Source organism: Curvibacter sp. GW821-FHT09D12 (genome assembly GCF_059416245.1).
Genome location: NZ_JBWKOU010000019.1, coordinates 46,809 through 60,109 on the forward strand (window position 1 = coordinate 46,809; position 13,301 = coordinate 60,109).

A 13,301-nucleotide genomic window follows, 5' to 3' on the forward strand; every position below is an offset into this window, starting at 1 on the left:
CATGGCTGCAACGACTGCACCGGCCCCCCGTCACTTGGCCCTGGGTCTTGCTGTGGGCTTGCTCGCCGCCAGCATCGGGGCGCTGTACACCGTCTTCGCCCGATGGGGCATCGCACAGGGCATGAGCTCTCCGGACCTGACCGTGCTTCGATTCGGCACGGCGGGCCTGGTCACACTGCCGGTGCTGGTCTGGGCCCTGTGGCGTGATGTCGACGCGATGCTGGCACGCTGGCGGGTTTGGCTGCTGATCGCCGTGCTGGCCGGAACGCCTTTCGGACTGCTGATGTTCGGCGCCTTGCAATGGGCGCCATCCAGCCATGCGGCGATCTTTCCATTCGCTGCCATGAGTGTGATGGGCATGCTGCTCAGTGCCTGGGTGCTGGGCGATCCGCTCACCCGTCGGCGTCTGACGGGCATCACCATCGTGTTGGTGGGTCTGGTGGTGCTGTCAGGTGTGACCGCCACGGCCTTCACGGGCCTCACGCTGCTGGGCGATCTGATGTTCATCGCCGCCGGAACCCTCTGGGCCGGTTTTGGCATCGTCCTGCGCCGGCACCAGCTGAACCCCCTGCTGGCCACCGCCGTCATTTCGTTTTCAGCGCTGGTCACCTACGTGCCGGCCTACCTGCTGATGGGCGGCACGGCGCGACTGATGGCGACCGAGCCCCGCGTGCTGGTGGTTGAAGTGCTGGTTCAAGGCCTGATTGCAGGCGCTGGAACGCTCTACAGCTACGCCAAGATGGTGTCCTTGCTGGGCGCCGCACGGGCCGCTGTGTTCCCTGCGCTGGCGCCCGGGCTGGCCGCCCTCATGGCCTGGCCCGTGCTCGGCCGCCTGCCCAGCCCAGCCGAAGGCCTGGGCCTTTTCATCGCCATGTTGGGGCTGCTGATCGCAGTCACACAGACCCGTTTCCCCACCCGTTCACAGGCAACACCATGACCACCTCACTGACCCAAGCCCTGGCCGACTACAAGACCGCCTTCATCGCTCGCGTGGATCCCGCGCGCGTCCAGATGATGGAGGCTGCCACCGATGAACTGCGCGCCACGGGCATCGAACGCTCGGCCCTGCAGGTGGGCGACCCGGCACCAGACCTCACACTGCCCGACGCCCTGGGAAAGCCGGTTCGCCTGTCAGATCTTTGGGCAAGCGGCCCACTCGTGCTGGTGTTCTACCGCGGTGGTTGGTGCCCGTACTGCAACCTGGAGCTGCGAGCCTGGCAGCAACAGCTTGATGAATTGCGCCGCCGAGGCGCTGGCCTGGTCGCGATCTCGCCTCAGACGCCGGACAACTCGCTGTCCACCGCCGAGAAGAACGCCTTGGCCTTCCCGGTCCTGAGCGACTCGGCGCTGGCCGCCGCCCAGGCCTTCGGTGTGGCATTTGAGCTGCCACCCGAGTTGGTGGACCTGTATGGCCGGGTTGGCAATGACCTGCCGACCCTCAATGGCAACGGCCAATGGGTGCTGCCTGTTCCGGCAAGCTATGTGGTTGGCAGGGATGGTCGAATCGCCTGGGCCCACATCGATTCAGACTACCGGCTGCGCGCCGATCCTTTGGATGTCTTGCAAGCAGTTGGGCAGATGGCTTAGCCGCCAGGCTGGCGCACCGCAGCAAAGGCTTCCGAGCGGGCCGGCCCAGGCCGAGGCCGAGGCGATGGCCAGACCCTGGGAGCCGGCAGGGCCTGAATTCGAGAGGGCTCCAACAAGGATCAGGCAAGCACGCGATTCGCCATTAACATGGCGGCCACCAGGCGCTGAAACGAGAGCGCTCAGAACGCTCTATTGATTGCGAGGACATCATGGTTTTCCCAAGTCTGAAGATCGGCTCGCGCCTGGCGCTGGGCTTTGGCGTCATGGTCTTGCTCATGCTGGGCATCGCGTACACCGGCATCCATTCCATCAGTGGCTCGAAGGACGCGATCAGGTCCATCACACAAGACCGTTACCCGCAAATCGTTCGAGCGACCGAACTGCAGGTGACCATCAACGAGCAGGCCCGCATTCTGCGCAACCTGATCATCTCGGCCAAAGACCCGGAGAAGTCGACAGAGTGGCAGCGCCAGATCGACGAAAAGGCAAAGCGCGGGGGCGAGATCATTGACCGCCTCAAGGCCGACATGACCCACCCCAAGGCCTTGGAGCTGTTGAATGACCTGATCGTCAAACGAGAGGCTTACGCCAAAGCCCGGGCTGACCTGATGTCGTTCCTGGCCATCGGCAAGGTCGAGGAAGCCGGTGTTTACATTTTTGACGACTTCCAGAAGCCGCAAGATGATTACTTTGCAGCGGTGGCGGCTTTCACGGCCTACCAGGAAGCGCTGATGAAGGAAGACGGTCAACGCGCCGATGACGCTGCTGATCTGGCAATGAAGCTGGCCATCGCGATCTCGGTCGCCGGGGTGTTGGTGGCCGTGGCTGCGGCCTATGTGGTGGCCAAGTCGATTGTGTTGCCACTGAACCGCGCGGTGAAAATTTCCGAGAGCGTCGCCTCGGGAGACCTGACGGCCGATATTCAAGCCCATGGCCAGGACGAGACGGCGGTACTGCTGCGTGCCCTGCAAAGCATGCAGGCCGGCCTGGCCAAAGTGGTCTCGAATGTCCGAGCCAACTCCGAGCGGGTTTCCACCGCAGCCGCCGAGATCGCCCAGGGCAACAACGACCTGTCCATGCGCACCGAGCAACAGGCCAGCTCGCTGGAGCAGACCGCCTCCAGCATGGAAGAACTCAGCGCCACGGTCAAACAAAATGCCGACGCGGCCAGCCAGGCCAACCAGTTGGCCCAGAGTGCGTCCGCCATCGCATCCCAGGGGGGGCAGGTGGTCTCTGACGTGGTCGAAACCATGCGAGGCATCAACGACGCCAGCCGAAAGATCAGCGAGATCATCGGCGTGATCGACGCCATTGCTTTCCAGACCAACATCCTGGCGCTGAACGCGGCCGTCGAAGCGGCCCGGGCCGGTGAACAGGGGCGCGGCTTTGCCGTGGTGGCCAGCGAAGTCCGCTCGCTCGCCGGGCGCAGTGCAGAGGCCGCCAAGGAAATCAAGACCCTGATCAACGCGAACGTCGAACGGGTTGAGCGGGGCACCGACCTGGTCGACAAGGCGGGCGGCACCATGGCCGAAGTGGTCAACAGCATCCGCCGGGTGACCGACATCATTGGCGAAATCAACGCCGCCAGCGCCGAGCAGGCCGCAGGGGTGACCGAGGTGGGCGTGGCGGTCGAAGACATGGACAAGGTGACCCAACAGAACGCCGCGCTGGTCGAACAGATGGCCTCGGCCGCAGACGGCCTGAAGTCACAAGCCCTGGACCTGGTGCAGGCCGTGGCTTCGTTCAAGCTCAATGATTTGCCAGGCCAAGCGTCCCGCCGCGCACCGATGCCCCCACCGGTGCGCATGGTGGCCGCAGCGCCCACGCTGGGCCAGGTGCACCACCTGCCCAAAAAGGCGGCAGCACCCGTGGCACTGCCCAAACCCGCGGGCAACAGCAAAAACACCGCAGCGGGTGGGGCCGACGATCAATGGGAAGCCTTTTGATCGCCTTCGGCGAGGGCCGGCCACCGCACCCCCACCGCACCCCCACCGCATACCCACCTCAGCGCATCTGAAGCTGTGAAGGCTTGGGCACTTCGGGCGCGCACCTGAAATCGTCGGCCTCAAACTGATGAGCCGGGCGGGCTGTCATGGCGGCCAGCCGCTGCAGGTCATCGGTGGCGGGCTTGGGATGGAGGTATGCGCGCATTCCAATGATCCGCGCCGCGCCGTTTTGGGTCGGTGGACAGGACGCCGGCAGGTTCGCAGGCACGCATGCACGCAGGTGGTCAACCAGCAGGTCACCTGCACGTGATTGACGTGGCGCCTGTCGATGAGCGCCATGAAGACATTGACAGCCGGCAGAGTGATCATCTGTCAACGTCGAAGCAAGCTCGCGGCCAACCTGGTCGCTGGGTAACTTGACGCTCTCAAGCCTGGAGATGGCGGCTCGCGACATCCAGGCCTTGAGTCTCCGCGACCAACCATGCCTTGAAGAGCTTGAGCGTCGGAGACTCTGCCTTGTGCTCCGGGTAGGCCAGGTAGTAGGCCCGATCACTGGGGCAGGCATGCTGGATGGGGATGATCAAGCGCCCTGAGGCGATGTCGCTGCCGAGGTCGTATTCCGGCACCAAAGCGACGCCGAGCCCCACGACCGCGGCCTCCAAAGACATGAAGAACAGCTCATAGCTGGGGCCCGCGAGCTCGTTGCCAGGCAGGTACCCCACAGACTCGAACCACTGGCGCCAGGCATAAGGGCGCGTGCTTTGTTGCAGCAGCGGGAATTGGGCCAACTCCTGTGGCGAAAGTGCGCGCCGCGGCGCAATCAGCTCAGGGCTGCAGACCGGGATCAGCGCTTCCTGCATCAGGCAGGTGGTGTTGGCACCGGGCCAGTTGCCATCCCCGGCATAGATGGCAGCATCGATGCGGGTCTCGTCAAACAAGAATGGACGCGTTCGACTGCTCAGGTTGATGGTGATGTCGGGATGCCTCTTCGAAAAGTCGGGCAGGCGAGGGATCAACCAACGGGTCCCGAAGGTCGGTACCACCGCCAGATCCAGACGCCCTCCTCGCCCTTGCCGAGCCATGAGATCCAGCGTGTCGCGCTCGACATCGTCCAGACGCTGGGTCACCTGGCGGTGATAGACCTCGCCCGCTTCGGTCAGCAGCACACCTCGGCGGGTGCGACGGAACAGCTTCACGCCCAGAAACTCTTCCAAGCCCCCGATCTGCCGGCAGATGGCGCTTTGGGTCAAGGCCAATTCGTTGGCGGCCTCGGTGAAGCTGGAGTGGCGGGCGGCGGCTTCGAAAGCGCTCAGAGAACTGGTGCTGGGGATTTTTCTTCGCATCCCGCCATTGTCTTTCGGAGTGCAATAAACGCAAGACATAGTGAGAAGAAATCGTTTGAATGCCCATTTCTTACTGGATAAAGTCCGCCCGACTGATTTAACAAATGAGTTGATTGCAGATCTAAGGGTTTTCCTCAGGCTGCAGAGCCAGGCAGGTGTTCGAAGAGCTTGCCGGCTGTGACGATTTTTTTCTTCGCCTCTGAAAGTCGACCATGAAGCTTTTGTCGTTCCAACACCAGGGTGTGGCCTCTTGGGGGGCCGTGATCGGCGACCGAGTCGCCGACCTGGGTCGCGCCCATCCGCAATACCCGACCCTGCAGTCCTATCTGAACGCGGGCCGCCTGCCACAACTCGCCCAGGACAGCGCCTGGGTCAAGGCCGACATTGCGCTGGGTGACATCACCTACCTGCCCGTGGTCACCCAACCCGAGAAAATCATCTGCGCCATCCGCAACTACCACGACCACCACAAGGAAGTGGTGGCTGCCGGTCTGGATCGCGAGCTCTCCGACCACCCCCCGATCTTTCTGCGCACCTGGCGTTCGCAGGCCGCTCATGGCCAGGCCATCCTGCGCCCGCATTGCTCGGATTCGCTGGACTGGGAAGGAGAACTGGCCGTGGTGATCGGACGCAGCGGCCGCAACATCCCCGAAGCCCAAGCCCATGACTACGTGGCCGGCTACTCGATCTACAACGACGCCAGCATCCGCGAATGGCAGTTTCACGCCAAAGCCATCGCAGCCGGCAAGAACTTCGAATCCACCGGCGCATTCGGCCCCTGGATGATCACCGCCGACGAGATCGATCCGGCCCGCCCACTCGAACTGAGCACCCGACTCAACGGCGAGCGGATGCAGCACACGAACACCGGGAACATGATCTTCTCGGTGGCGCAACAAATCGCCTACGCCTCCACCATCTTCACCCTGGTCCCCGGTGACGTGATCGTCACCGGCACGCCAGGTGGGGTGGGCTGGAGCAGCAAGCCCCCGCGCTTCATGGTGCCCGGCGATGTGGTCGAAGTCGAGATCGAAGGCATCGGGGTGTTGCGCAACCCCGTGGCACAGGCCGCGCAATAAGGCCCTGGCCCGATCACAAGGAGACAAAGATGACATTGACGCGCAGACGCGCAGGCTTTGCCCTGGGTGCGGCCTGCCTGATGCCCGCCGTGAGCGGCTGGGCTCAGGCCTCCCGTTACCCCGATCGGCCGTTGAGGCTGTTGCACGGCTTTGGCGCCGGCGGCAACGCCGATGCGGTGGCTCGCATCCTGGCCACCGAGTTGGGCAAAGGCCTGGGGCAAGCTGTGGTGGTCGAGCCCAAACCGGGCGCTGGCGGCACGATTGCCGCCGGCACCGTGGCCGCAGCACGCCCCGACGGCTACACCCTGCTGCTGGTCACCGGCGGGCACGCGATCGCAGGTGCCCTGTATGACCGCCTGCCCTACGACACGCTGAAATCATTCCAGGCCGTGTCGGCCCTGACCACCTTCCCCTTTCTGGTCGTGGCCCAGGCCGGTAGCCGGTACACGGGCTTGCAGGATGCCCTCAAGGCAGCGCGGTCTCGAGGTAACGAATTGACCTATGGCTCGGCCGGCGTAGGTACCGGTCAGCACATGGCCGGCGCCCTGCTGGCCCAACAGGCCGGGGTTCAGATGGTTCATGTGCCCTACCGCGGCGAAAGCGCCGCCATGACCGGCTTGCTGGGGGGTGAGATTGACCTGGTTCTGGTGGCCCCGACCGCAGCCGTGCAGCACATCCGATCCGGCAAGCTACAGGCACTGGCCACCACGGGGCCCTCTCGCTGGCCAGGCATGCCTGAGGTCCGCACCGTGGCCGAACAGGGCGTTCCTCAGTTCGATGTCCGCTCCTGGACGGGTTTGCTCGCGCCAGCCGGCCTGCCAAAACCCCTGTTGGAGCGCTTGCAACACGAGGTGCGCAAGGCCCTGGCCGACGAAGCGGTGCGCGCACGGCTCGAAGAGATCACGGGCGGCGAGGTCCGTGCCAGCAGCCCTGCCGAGCTGCAGGCCACGATGCAAAGCGATCTCAAGCGTTGGACCCAGCTGGTCAAAGACGCCCACATTCAAAAGGAGTAATCATGAAAGTCTCGCGCCCGACCCCCGCTCACTTCGGCATCTATGTCTACGATGTCGACCGCATGGTGGACTTCTACACCCGGGTCTTTCGCCTCACCATCACCGACGAAGGCCTCGGCAAGAACTTTGGCAATCGCCTGGTCTTCATGAGTGCAACCGAAGACCAACACCACCAGTTTGTCTTGTCTGGGGGCCGCTCGGCCGAGTCGCCGGTCAGCACGATCATGCAGGCCTCGTTCATCGTGCCCGACCTGGCCGAACTGAGATGGAACCGCGAACAGGCAGCGGCGCTGGGAGCCACCCAGATTCAGCCCATGAACCACGGCAACGCCTGGTCGGTCTATTACTTTGATCCTGAAGGCAACCGGGTCGAGGTCTACATGGACACGCCCTATTACGTCAACCAGCCGTACGGCACCCCCCTGGACCTGGCGAAGACCGAGGAGGAACTGCTGGCCGAAACCTTGGCCATGGTTCGTGAAGACCCCAGCTTCATGCCCCTGGCCGAATGGCAGGAGCGCTTCCGCCAGAAGGGCAACGGAGCGCGCTCATGAAACCCAACTACATCGGCGGGCAATGGCGCGAAGGGGTTCGCGCCGTGCCCAACATCAACCCCTCGGATGTGCGCGACGTCATCGGTGAATTCGCCCAGGCCGATGCAGCACAAGCCCGAGAGGCCGTGGCGGCGGCCCATGCGGCCGCCCCAGCCTGGGCCCAATCCACTCCCCAACAACGCTTTGACGTGCTGGACCGGGTGGGCCATGAGTTGCTGGTCCGCGCCCAGGAACTGGGCGATCTGCTGGCCCGGGAGGAAGGCAAGACCCTTCCCGAGGCCATTGGCGAGGTGACCCGTGCAGGCCAGATCTTCAAATATTTTGCGGGCGAGGCCCTGCGCTTGCGAGGGGATGTGCTGCCTTCGGTGCGCCCAGGCATCACCGTGGAAGTCACCCGGGAGCCACTGGGCGTGGTGAGCCTGATCACCCCCTGGAATTTCCCGATCGCCATACCGGCCTGGAAGATGGCACCCGCCTTGGCCTACGGCAACTGCGTGGTGTTCAAGCCGGCCGAACTGGTGCCCGGCAGCGCCTGGGCCCTGGCCGAAATCCTGTCGCGCAGCGGATTGCCCGATGGCGTGTTCAACCTGGTCATGGGCCGAGGGGCCGAGGTCGGAGCCGTGCTGACCGAAGACCCCCGGGTGGCCGGCGTCAGTTTCACGGGATCGCAAGCCACAGGTCGCCGCCTGGCGCAATCCTGCGCGGCACACGGCATCAAGTTCCAGCTCGAAATGGGTGGCAAGAACCCCCTGATCGTGCTGGACGACGCGGACCTGCCGGTCGCCGTGAACTGTGCCGTGCAAGGGGCCTACTACTCGACAGGCCAGCGCTGCACGGCCACCAGCCGGCTGATTGTCACGGACGGCATCCATGACCGCTTTGTCGCGGCCCTCATGGAACGTCTCGGCCAGTTGAAAGTGGGCGACGCCCGCAGCCCGGACGTGGACATTGGCCCTGTGGTGGACGAACGCCAGCTGGCGGTTGACCTGGGCTATATCGCGTCCGCCAAACATGAAGGCGCCACGCTGGCGTTTGGCGGAGCGCCTGTGGCCCACGACGAGCAGGGCCGACCGGGGTTCTTTCTGACGCCTGCGCTGTTCACTGACACCCACCCCGAGATGAAGATCAACCGCGAAGAGGTCTTCGGCCCGGTGGCCACGGTGCTGCGGGCAGCAGACCTGGATCAGGCCCTCGCGCTGGCCAACGACACGCCCTTCGGGCTCTCCAGCGGCCTCTGCACCACGAGCCTGCGCCATGCCAGTCACTTCAAACGCCACGCCCAGGCGGGCATGGTGATGGTCAACACCCCCACCGCGGGCGCGGACTACCACGTGCCCTTCGGCGGGCGCAAGGCCTCCAGCATGGGGGCTCGCGAGCAAGGCAGCTATGCCAGCGAGTTCTACACCACGGTCAAGACGGCCTATACCGCCGCCTGAGCCCACCACGACATGATTCATACAGCCCATCAAGCCATGATGCACGCCCAAGAGCAGGCCTTTTTGGCGGCCCGCACCTACGCCCGATTCCTGGACCTCCCGGTCCCGCTCGACTTGCTGCGCCAGGTCAGCGAGCTGGCCCAATGGGGGCCGACCTCCATGAACACCCAGCCCGCGCGCTACGTCTTTGTCTGCAGCCCGGAGGGCAGGGCACGCCTGCGAGAGTGCCTGGCACCGGGCAATGTCGACAAGGTCGATTCGGCCCCCGTGACGGTGATCGTCGCCCAGGACTTGCGCTTCTACGAGCACCTGCCGACGCAATTCCCCCACGCCCCACAGGCAGCGCAGAGCTTTGCCACGGACCCGGCGCTGAGCCAGAGCACGGCCCTGCGCAACAGCAGCCTGCAAGGGGCCTACCTGATCATGGCCGCGCGCCTGCTGGGTCTGGACTGCGGGCCCATGAGCGGCTTCAACAGCGCCGCGCTGGACGAGGCGTTTTTCCCGGACAGCGCCTGCCGCAGCAACTTCCTCATCAACCTGGGGTATGGCGACAGCGAGTCCTTGCGCCCCCGCGGCCCTCGGCTGCCGTTCGAAACCGTTTCAACCATTCTGTAAGAGGGATCCCATGCCATTCATTGAAGTCAAGATGCTCGAAGGTGTTCTGCCCGAACACAAGGTGGCCGAATTGATGGAAGCCCTCACCGACGCGGTCGTCCGCGTCGGCGGGGAAGGATTCAGGCCCATGACCCGCTGTGTCGTGCAAGAGGTGCGCAGCGGGTGGTGGGCCGCCGGCGGCAAGCCCCTGAGCACCGGCATGGCCTTGCAAAGTTTGCAGGCCACGGCCCCGGCATCGACGCCAACGCCAACGCCAACACCGACGCGCGGCTCATCCTGAACCCGCCCTGAGCCTGGCCCGCCAGGCTGCGGCGGTGCTCATCTGAGCACAGGCCCGCATTGGATTCCCCTCCCCAACGATCAAGCGGGTGTCTGCACCGGCTGGGGACGTTGCGCGCCTTTCATTCACAACAGGAGACAAAAACATGAACTCATCCAACGGCCTCGTCACAGCCCTGGCGCTCGGTCTGGCCGGCACACTGCCATTGCAGGCAGAGGCCCAGGCACAGACCGCACCGGCGTCAGGTGTCCAGCTTTACGGTCTCATCGATGCCGCCGTGGGCAGCGTCACCAATGCGTCGGGTGTCAATGCACTCGACAAGCCCATCAACAAGCAGTTCAGCGGCGGCTTGTCGACCAGCCATTGGGGATTGCGCGGCCAGGAAGATCTGGGCGATGGGCGCCAGGCCATCTTCGAGCTGTCGGCTTTCATGCGCAACGAATCAGGGGCGGCCGGTCGCAGCGATGCCCTGCCGGCCCCCGTCAATGTGGCAGCAGACCCCTTCTTCTCTCGCGCCGCCTGGGTGGGTTTGAGCGACACCACCCTGGGACGGGTGCGGATCGGCAATGTCACCACACTGCTGTTCACCAACTCGGTCACCAGCAATGCACTGGGCGACAGCACCACGTTCTCACCGATCAACCTGCTGACCTTCATCGGATCACCCCTGTCTGGCGGCACGGCCTGGGCCAACTCCGTGGTGTACGACAGCCCGGTGCGCGCCGGGCTGTCGGGGTCCGTCGCCTATGCCGCCTCGCAGAATCTGGGCGGGCCCAACAGTGCCGTGCGGCTGGCCTATGGGCAAGGTGCTTTCAACTCGTCCATTGCATGGCAAAGCGTCAATCGCAATCCGGTGACGTTTGCCGACGGCACCTCGTCCAACAACACCCGCGCCTGGCAATGGGCCGCCAGTTATGACTTCAGCCCCCTCAAGGTGTTCGGACACCTGGGGCAGATTCAGAATCTGGGCACAGCCGCCGCGCCTCAAGCGGTGCAGTACCGGGTGTGGGACCTGAGTGCCAGCCTGCCCATCGGGGCCGGGCGCTGGATCGCGGGCTATGGCTCACGCACGACGGGCAACACGCCGACGGCGGTGGCGGCCACCGCAGCGGGCGGCAATGTGTCGCGCAAGGTGCTGACCCTGGGCTACGACCACTACCTGTCAGCCCGCACCGAGGTCTACGTGCTGGCCTCGCAGGATCAGACGCAAACCCGGCAACAAGCTGCCACGGTCGGCGCCACAGGCCACAGCTTTGCGCTGGGCATCCGGCACCGCTTCTGATCGCGCCCGGCGCGCCCCGCAGACCACCCTTCGAGCCCCCAAAAGGTCGTGCCGTGGGTGGCTGCGTCACCGCTCCCCCACTCTCCCAATCCCACATTGCCCTTCATGAACTCATCCCCTCTCCGTCGCAGGCGGCTTGTCCAGGCGGCAGCGCTCGCCCTCCTCTTTGGAAAGACTGCGGCCCACGCCCAGGGTGAGCGCAACATCCGAAAGCTCTTCGTCGGCTTTCCGCCAGGGGGCACCGCCGACAGCCTGGCCCGCGCGCTGGCCAGCCAATCTCAGGATCCCCAAGTGGCGTATGTCATCGAGAACAAGTCAGGGGCTGCGGGCCAGCTTGCGGTGCAGGCCACCGTGCAGGCCTTGGCCGACGGCAGCAACCTGCTGTTGACGCCGTCTTCTGTGTTGACGTTGGCGCCTCTGCTCTACAAGACGCCGCTCTTCAATGCACAGCGCGACTTGGTCCCAGTGGCCTGCCTGGGCGAGCATTGTTTTGCCTTGGCCGTGAATGGATCTTCCGGGATCAACAGCTTGCAGAGCTTCCTTCAGTGGGCTCGAACGCACCCGGCACAGGCCACCTACGCGACCCCTGGCCCGGGAAGCGCGCCCCACTTCCTCGGTGTGCAAATGGGTCACGAGCTCGGAGTCACCCTCACCCATGTCCCCTATCGAGGCGTCGCGCCGGGCCTGCAGGACCTGATGGCAGGCCAGGTGGCATGCACCTTCAACCCGCTGCCGACCCTGCTGGACCTTCATCGCAGCGGGCGCATCCGCATTCTGGCGGTCACCAGCCCCCGGCGACTGGCGACGCTGCCCGACACCCCCACCTTCGCTGAATCAGGGCTCGCGGCCCTGCAACTGATCGAGTGGTACGGCCTGTTCGCGCCTGCGCGAACGCCTGCAGCCCTGGTCGGCCAGTTGGGTCTTGATGTGCGCAACACGCTGCGGACCGTCGCCATGCAGGATGCCGCGAAGCGCATGGAGATCAATCTCCGCTATGAGGATGCTGGCACGTTGAGCAAGATGGTCTTGCAAGATCAGGAGCGGTGGAAATCGCTGGTGGCGGCCAGTGGCATTCAACTGGACTGAAAGATGTGACGCCAGACGGGCGCTCCCATCGGGCATTTCCGGTCCAGCGCCCATGGACTGCACGATTCAGGCAGGCGACTCGGCATGGCCAGTTGGAAGAACAAGCCTGGCCCGGCCCTTGGCACTGATCAGTGGGTAAAACGCTGCCGCTGGCAGCACGGCAGTCAAGGCAGGCAAGGTGGGCCCAGGAAGCCCCTGTGTTGACCAGGCTCGCCCTGTCGAAAGAGACCCTTCAATGACGCAGGCGGCGAAGTCATTCGCTCACGGATCTCGTCAAGCGAGCCCGAACGTTTTCCGCAGCCCCTTCTCCACCGGGCCCGCGGGCATGAAGCGGCGCAGCTTGGCCAGAAGAGCCGCTTCGCCTCGGGGCGTGTGGCGCATTTTCCAGGGCCCCAGTGCCGCCTTGACGATCGTGGCGGCCACCCCGTCGGGCAAGGGCGCCTTTTGCACGTTGTTCTGGATCGCCTTGGCAACAATGCCAAGCTCCTGGCTGTAGGCGGCGATCCTGATCGCCGCCTGGGGGGCGTTCAGGTCCAGGTTGGTTTTGGTGAACGAGGGCTCGACCAGCGAAACGCGAACGCCGAATTGGCGGACCTCGTGATCCAGCGTTTCAGCCAGGCCTTCGACCGCGTGTTTGGACGCCGAATAGAGCGCCATGTAAGGCGCGGGCAAAAAGCCCAGCACCGAGCTGACATTGACGATGCGCCCCGATTGCTGCTGCCGCATGTGCGGCAGCACAGCCTGGATGACCCGAAGCAGGCCGAAGAGGTTGGTATCGAACAAGGTCTGGGCTTCTTTGATGGAGGTTTCTTCCGCAGCACCCAACAAGGTGACACCGGCACTGTTGACCAGCACATCGATGCGTCCGGCCTGCGCCAGGATGGACTGGACACCCCGCTCGACGGCCCCGTCCTCCCGGAGGTCCATCTCGACCAGCGTGACCTTGGGGATGGCTTGCGCTTTCGCGGTGTTGCGCACAGTGCCAAACACCCGACAACCCTGCTCGGCAAACCGGATGGCAGCGGCGCGCCCGATGCCCGACGACACGCCGGTCACAACAACAACTCTGGATTCAGACAT

Annotated in this window: 14 protein-coding genes; 11 read left to right on the forward strand and 3 right to left on the reverse strand. The window is 64.6% G+C overall.

Annotated features, from left to right (window positions below; genetic code table 11):
- Nucleotide 1: 1 nt before the first annotated feature.
- The 3 genes from AC07PT_RS23630 to AC07PT_RS23640 all read left to right on the forward strand — a co-directional run bounded on the left by AC07PT_RS23630 (nucleotide 2) and on the right by AC07PT_RS23640 (nucleotide 3,533).
- Nucleotides 2-937 carry a DMT family transporter gene (locus AC07PT_RS23630; RefSeq protein WP_494658320.1) on the forward strand — a complete coding sequence of 312 codons (936 nt, stop codon included), beginning with the start codon at nucleotides 2-4 and terminating at the stop codon, nucleotides 935-937.
- Entirely contained in the window at nucleotides 934-1,587 is a 654-nt protein-coding gene (locus tag AC07PT_RS23635; protein ID WP_492346127.1) for a peroxiredoxin-like family protein, read from the forward strand. The genes AC07PT_RS23630 and AC07PT_RS23635 overlap by 4 nt, the downstream gene beginning before the upstream one ends.
- A gap of 209 nt (nucleotides 1,588-1,796) precedes the next feature.
- Nucleotides 1,797-3,533 (forward strand): methyl-accepting chemotaxis protein, encoded by a 1,737-nt coding sequence (locus AC07PT_RS23640; RefSeq protein WP_494658321.1) that lies wholly within the window; start codon nucleotides 1,797-1,799, stop codon nucleotides 3,531-3,533.
- A gap of 58 nt (nucleotides 3,534-3,591) precedes the next feature.
- Here the strand turns inward: AC07PT_RS23640 and AC07PT_RS23645 are convergent, their stop codons facing one another.
- Entirely contained in the window at nucleotides 3,592-3,738 is a 147-nt protein-coding gene (locus AC07PT_RS23645) for a hypothetical protein (RefSeq protein WP_492346129.1), read from the reverse strand.
- Between the two features lie 220 nt (nucleotides 3,739-3,958).
- Complete coding sequence (gene gcvA, locus AC07PT_RS23650) at nucleotides 3,959-4,876, reverse strand: transcriptional regulator GcvA (protein ID WP_492346130.1); 918 nt, start codon at nucleotides 4,874-4,876, stop codon at nucleotides 3,959-3,961.
- Between the two features lie 212 nt (nucleotides 4,877-5,088).
- Here gcvA and AC07PT_RS23655 point away from each other — a divergent pair, with 212 nt between their 5' ends.
- The 8 genes from AC07PT_RS23655 (at nucleotide 5,089) to AC07PT_RS23690 (ending at nucleotide 12,221) form a co-directional block, all read left to right on the forward strand.
- Complete coding sequence (locus tag AC07PT_RS23655) at nucleotides 5,089-5,955, forward strand: fumarylacetoacetate hydrolase family protein (RefSeq protein WP_494658322.1); 867 nt, start codon at nucleotides 5,089-5,091, stop codon at nucleotides 5,953-5,955.
- Between the two features lie 29 nt (nucleotides 5,956-5,984).
- Nucleotides 5,985-6,968 (forward strand): tripartite tricarboxylate transporter substrate binding protein, encoded by a 984-nt coding sequence (locus AC07PT_RS23660; RefSeq protein WP_494658323.1) that lies wholly within the window; start codon nucleotides 5,985-5,987, stop codon nucleotides 6,966-6,968.
- 2 nt (nucleotides 6,969-6,970) lie between these two features.
- Nucleotides 6,971-7,522, forward strand: coding sequence for a VOC family protein (locus tag AC07PT_RS23665; RefSeq protein ID WP_492346133.1), 552 nt, complete (start codon nucleotides 6,971-6,973; stop codon nucleotides 7,520-7,522).
- The gene (locus AC07PT_RS23670; RefSeq protein WP_494658324.1) at nucleotides 7,519-8,958 is read left to right on the forward strand and encodes an aldehyde dehydrogenase family protein; all 1,440 of its coding nucleotides are present in this window, start codon (nucleotides 7,519-7,521) and stop codon (nucleotides 8,956-8,958) included. Before AC07PT_RS23665 ends, AC07PT_RS23670 begins: the two co-directional genes overlap by 4 nt.
- Nucleotides 8,959-8,970: 12 nt before the next feature.
- Complete coding sequence (locus AC07PT_RS23675) at nucleotides 8,971-9,573, forward strand: malonic semialdehyde reductase (RefSeq protein ID WP_494658325.1); 603 nt, start codon at nucleotides 8,971-8,973, stop codon at nucleotides 9,571-9,573.
- Nucleotides 9,574-9,583: 10 nt separating this feature from the next.
- Nucleotides 9,584-9,853 carry a tautomerase family protein gene (locus tag AC07PT_RS23680; protein WP_494658326.1) on the forward strand — a complete coding sequence of 90 codons (270 nt, stop codon included), beginning with the start codon at nucleotides 9,584-9,586 and terminating at the stop codon, nucleotides 9,851-9,853.
- 145 nt (nucleotides 9,854-9,998) lie between these two features.
- Nucleotides 9,999-11,135, forward strand: a complete 1,137-nt coding sequence (locus AC07PT_RS23685; RefSeq protein WP_494658327.1) for a porin — start codon at nucleotides 9,999-10,001, stop codon at nucleotides 11,133-11,135.
- 105 nt (nucleotides 11,136-11,240) lie between these two features.
- Entirely contained in the window at nucleotides 11,241-12,221 is a 981-nt protein-coding gene (locus tag AC07PT_RS23690) for a tripartite tricarboxylate transporter substrate-binding protein (RefSeq protein ID WP_494658328.1), read from the forward strand.
- A gap of 273 nt (nucleotides 12,222-12,494) precedes the next feature.
- Here the strand turns inward: AC07PT_RS23690 and AC07PT_RS23695 are convergent, their stop codons facing one another.
- Entirely contained in the window at nucleotides 12,495-13,301 is an 807-nt protein-coding gene (locus tag AC07PT_RS23695) for an oxidoreductase (protein WP_494658329.1), read from the reverse strand.

Coding starts and splice junctions, on each gene's coding strand:
- AC07PT_RS23630 (WP_494658320.1), top strand. CDS start 2: ATGGCTGCAACGACTGCACCGGCCCCCCGTCACTTGGCCCTGGGTCTT.
- AC07PT_RS23635 (WP_492346127.1), top strand. CDS start 934: ATGACCACCTCACTGACCCAAGCCCTGGCCGACTACAAGACCGCCTTC.
- AC07PT_RS23640 (WP_494658321.1), top strand. CDS start 1,797: ATGGTTTTCCCAAGTCTGAAGATCGGCTCGCGCCTGGCGCTGGGCTTT.
- AC07PT_RS23645 (WP_492346129.1), bottom strand. CDS start 3,738: ATGCGCGCATACCTCCATCCCAAGCCCGCCACCGATGACCTGCAGCGG.
- gcvA (WP_492346130.1), bottom strand. CDS start 4,876: ATGCGAAGAAAAATCCCCAGCACCAGTTCTCTGAGCGCTTTCGAAGCC.
- AC07PT_RS23655 (WP_494658322.1), top strand. CDS start 5,089: ATGAAGCTTTTGTCGTTCCAACACCAGGGTGTGGCCTCTTGGGGGGCC.
- AC07PT_RS23660 (WP_494658323.1), top strand. CDS start 5,985: ATGACATTGACGCGCAGACGCGCAGGCTTTGCCCTGGGTGCGGCCTGC.
- AC07PT_RS23665 (WP_492346133.1), top strand. CDS start 6,971: ATGAAAGTCTCGCGCCCGACCCCCGCTCACTTCGGCATCTATGTCTAC.
- AC07PT_RS23670 (WP_494658324.1), top strand. CDS start 7,519: ATGAAACCCAACTACATCGGCGGGCAATGGCGCGAAGGGGTTCGCGCC.
- AC07PT_RS23675 (WP_494658325.1), top strand. CDS start 8,971: ATGATTCATACAGCCCATCAAGCCATGATGCACGCCCAAGAGCAGGCC.
- AC07PT_RS23680 (WP_494658326.1), top strand. CDS start 9,584: ATGCCATTCATTGAAGTCAAGATGCTCGAAGGTGTTCTGCCCGAACAC.
- AC07PT_RS23685 (WP_494658327.1), top strand. CDS start 9,999: ATGAACTCATCCAACGGCCTCGTCACAGCCCTGGCGCTCGGTCTGGCC.
- AC07PT_RS23690 (WP_494658328.1), top strand. CDS start 11,241: ATGAACTCATCCCCTCTCCGTCGCAGGCGGCTTGTCCAGGCGGCAGCG.
- AC07PT_RS23695 (WP_494658329.1), bottom strand. CDS start 13,301: ATGTCTGAATCCAGAGTTGTTGTTGTGACCGGCGTGTCGTCGGGCATC.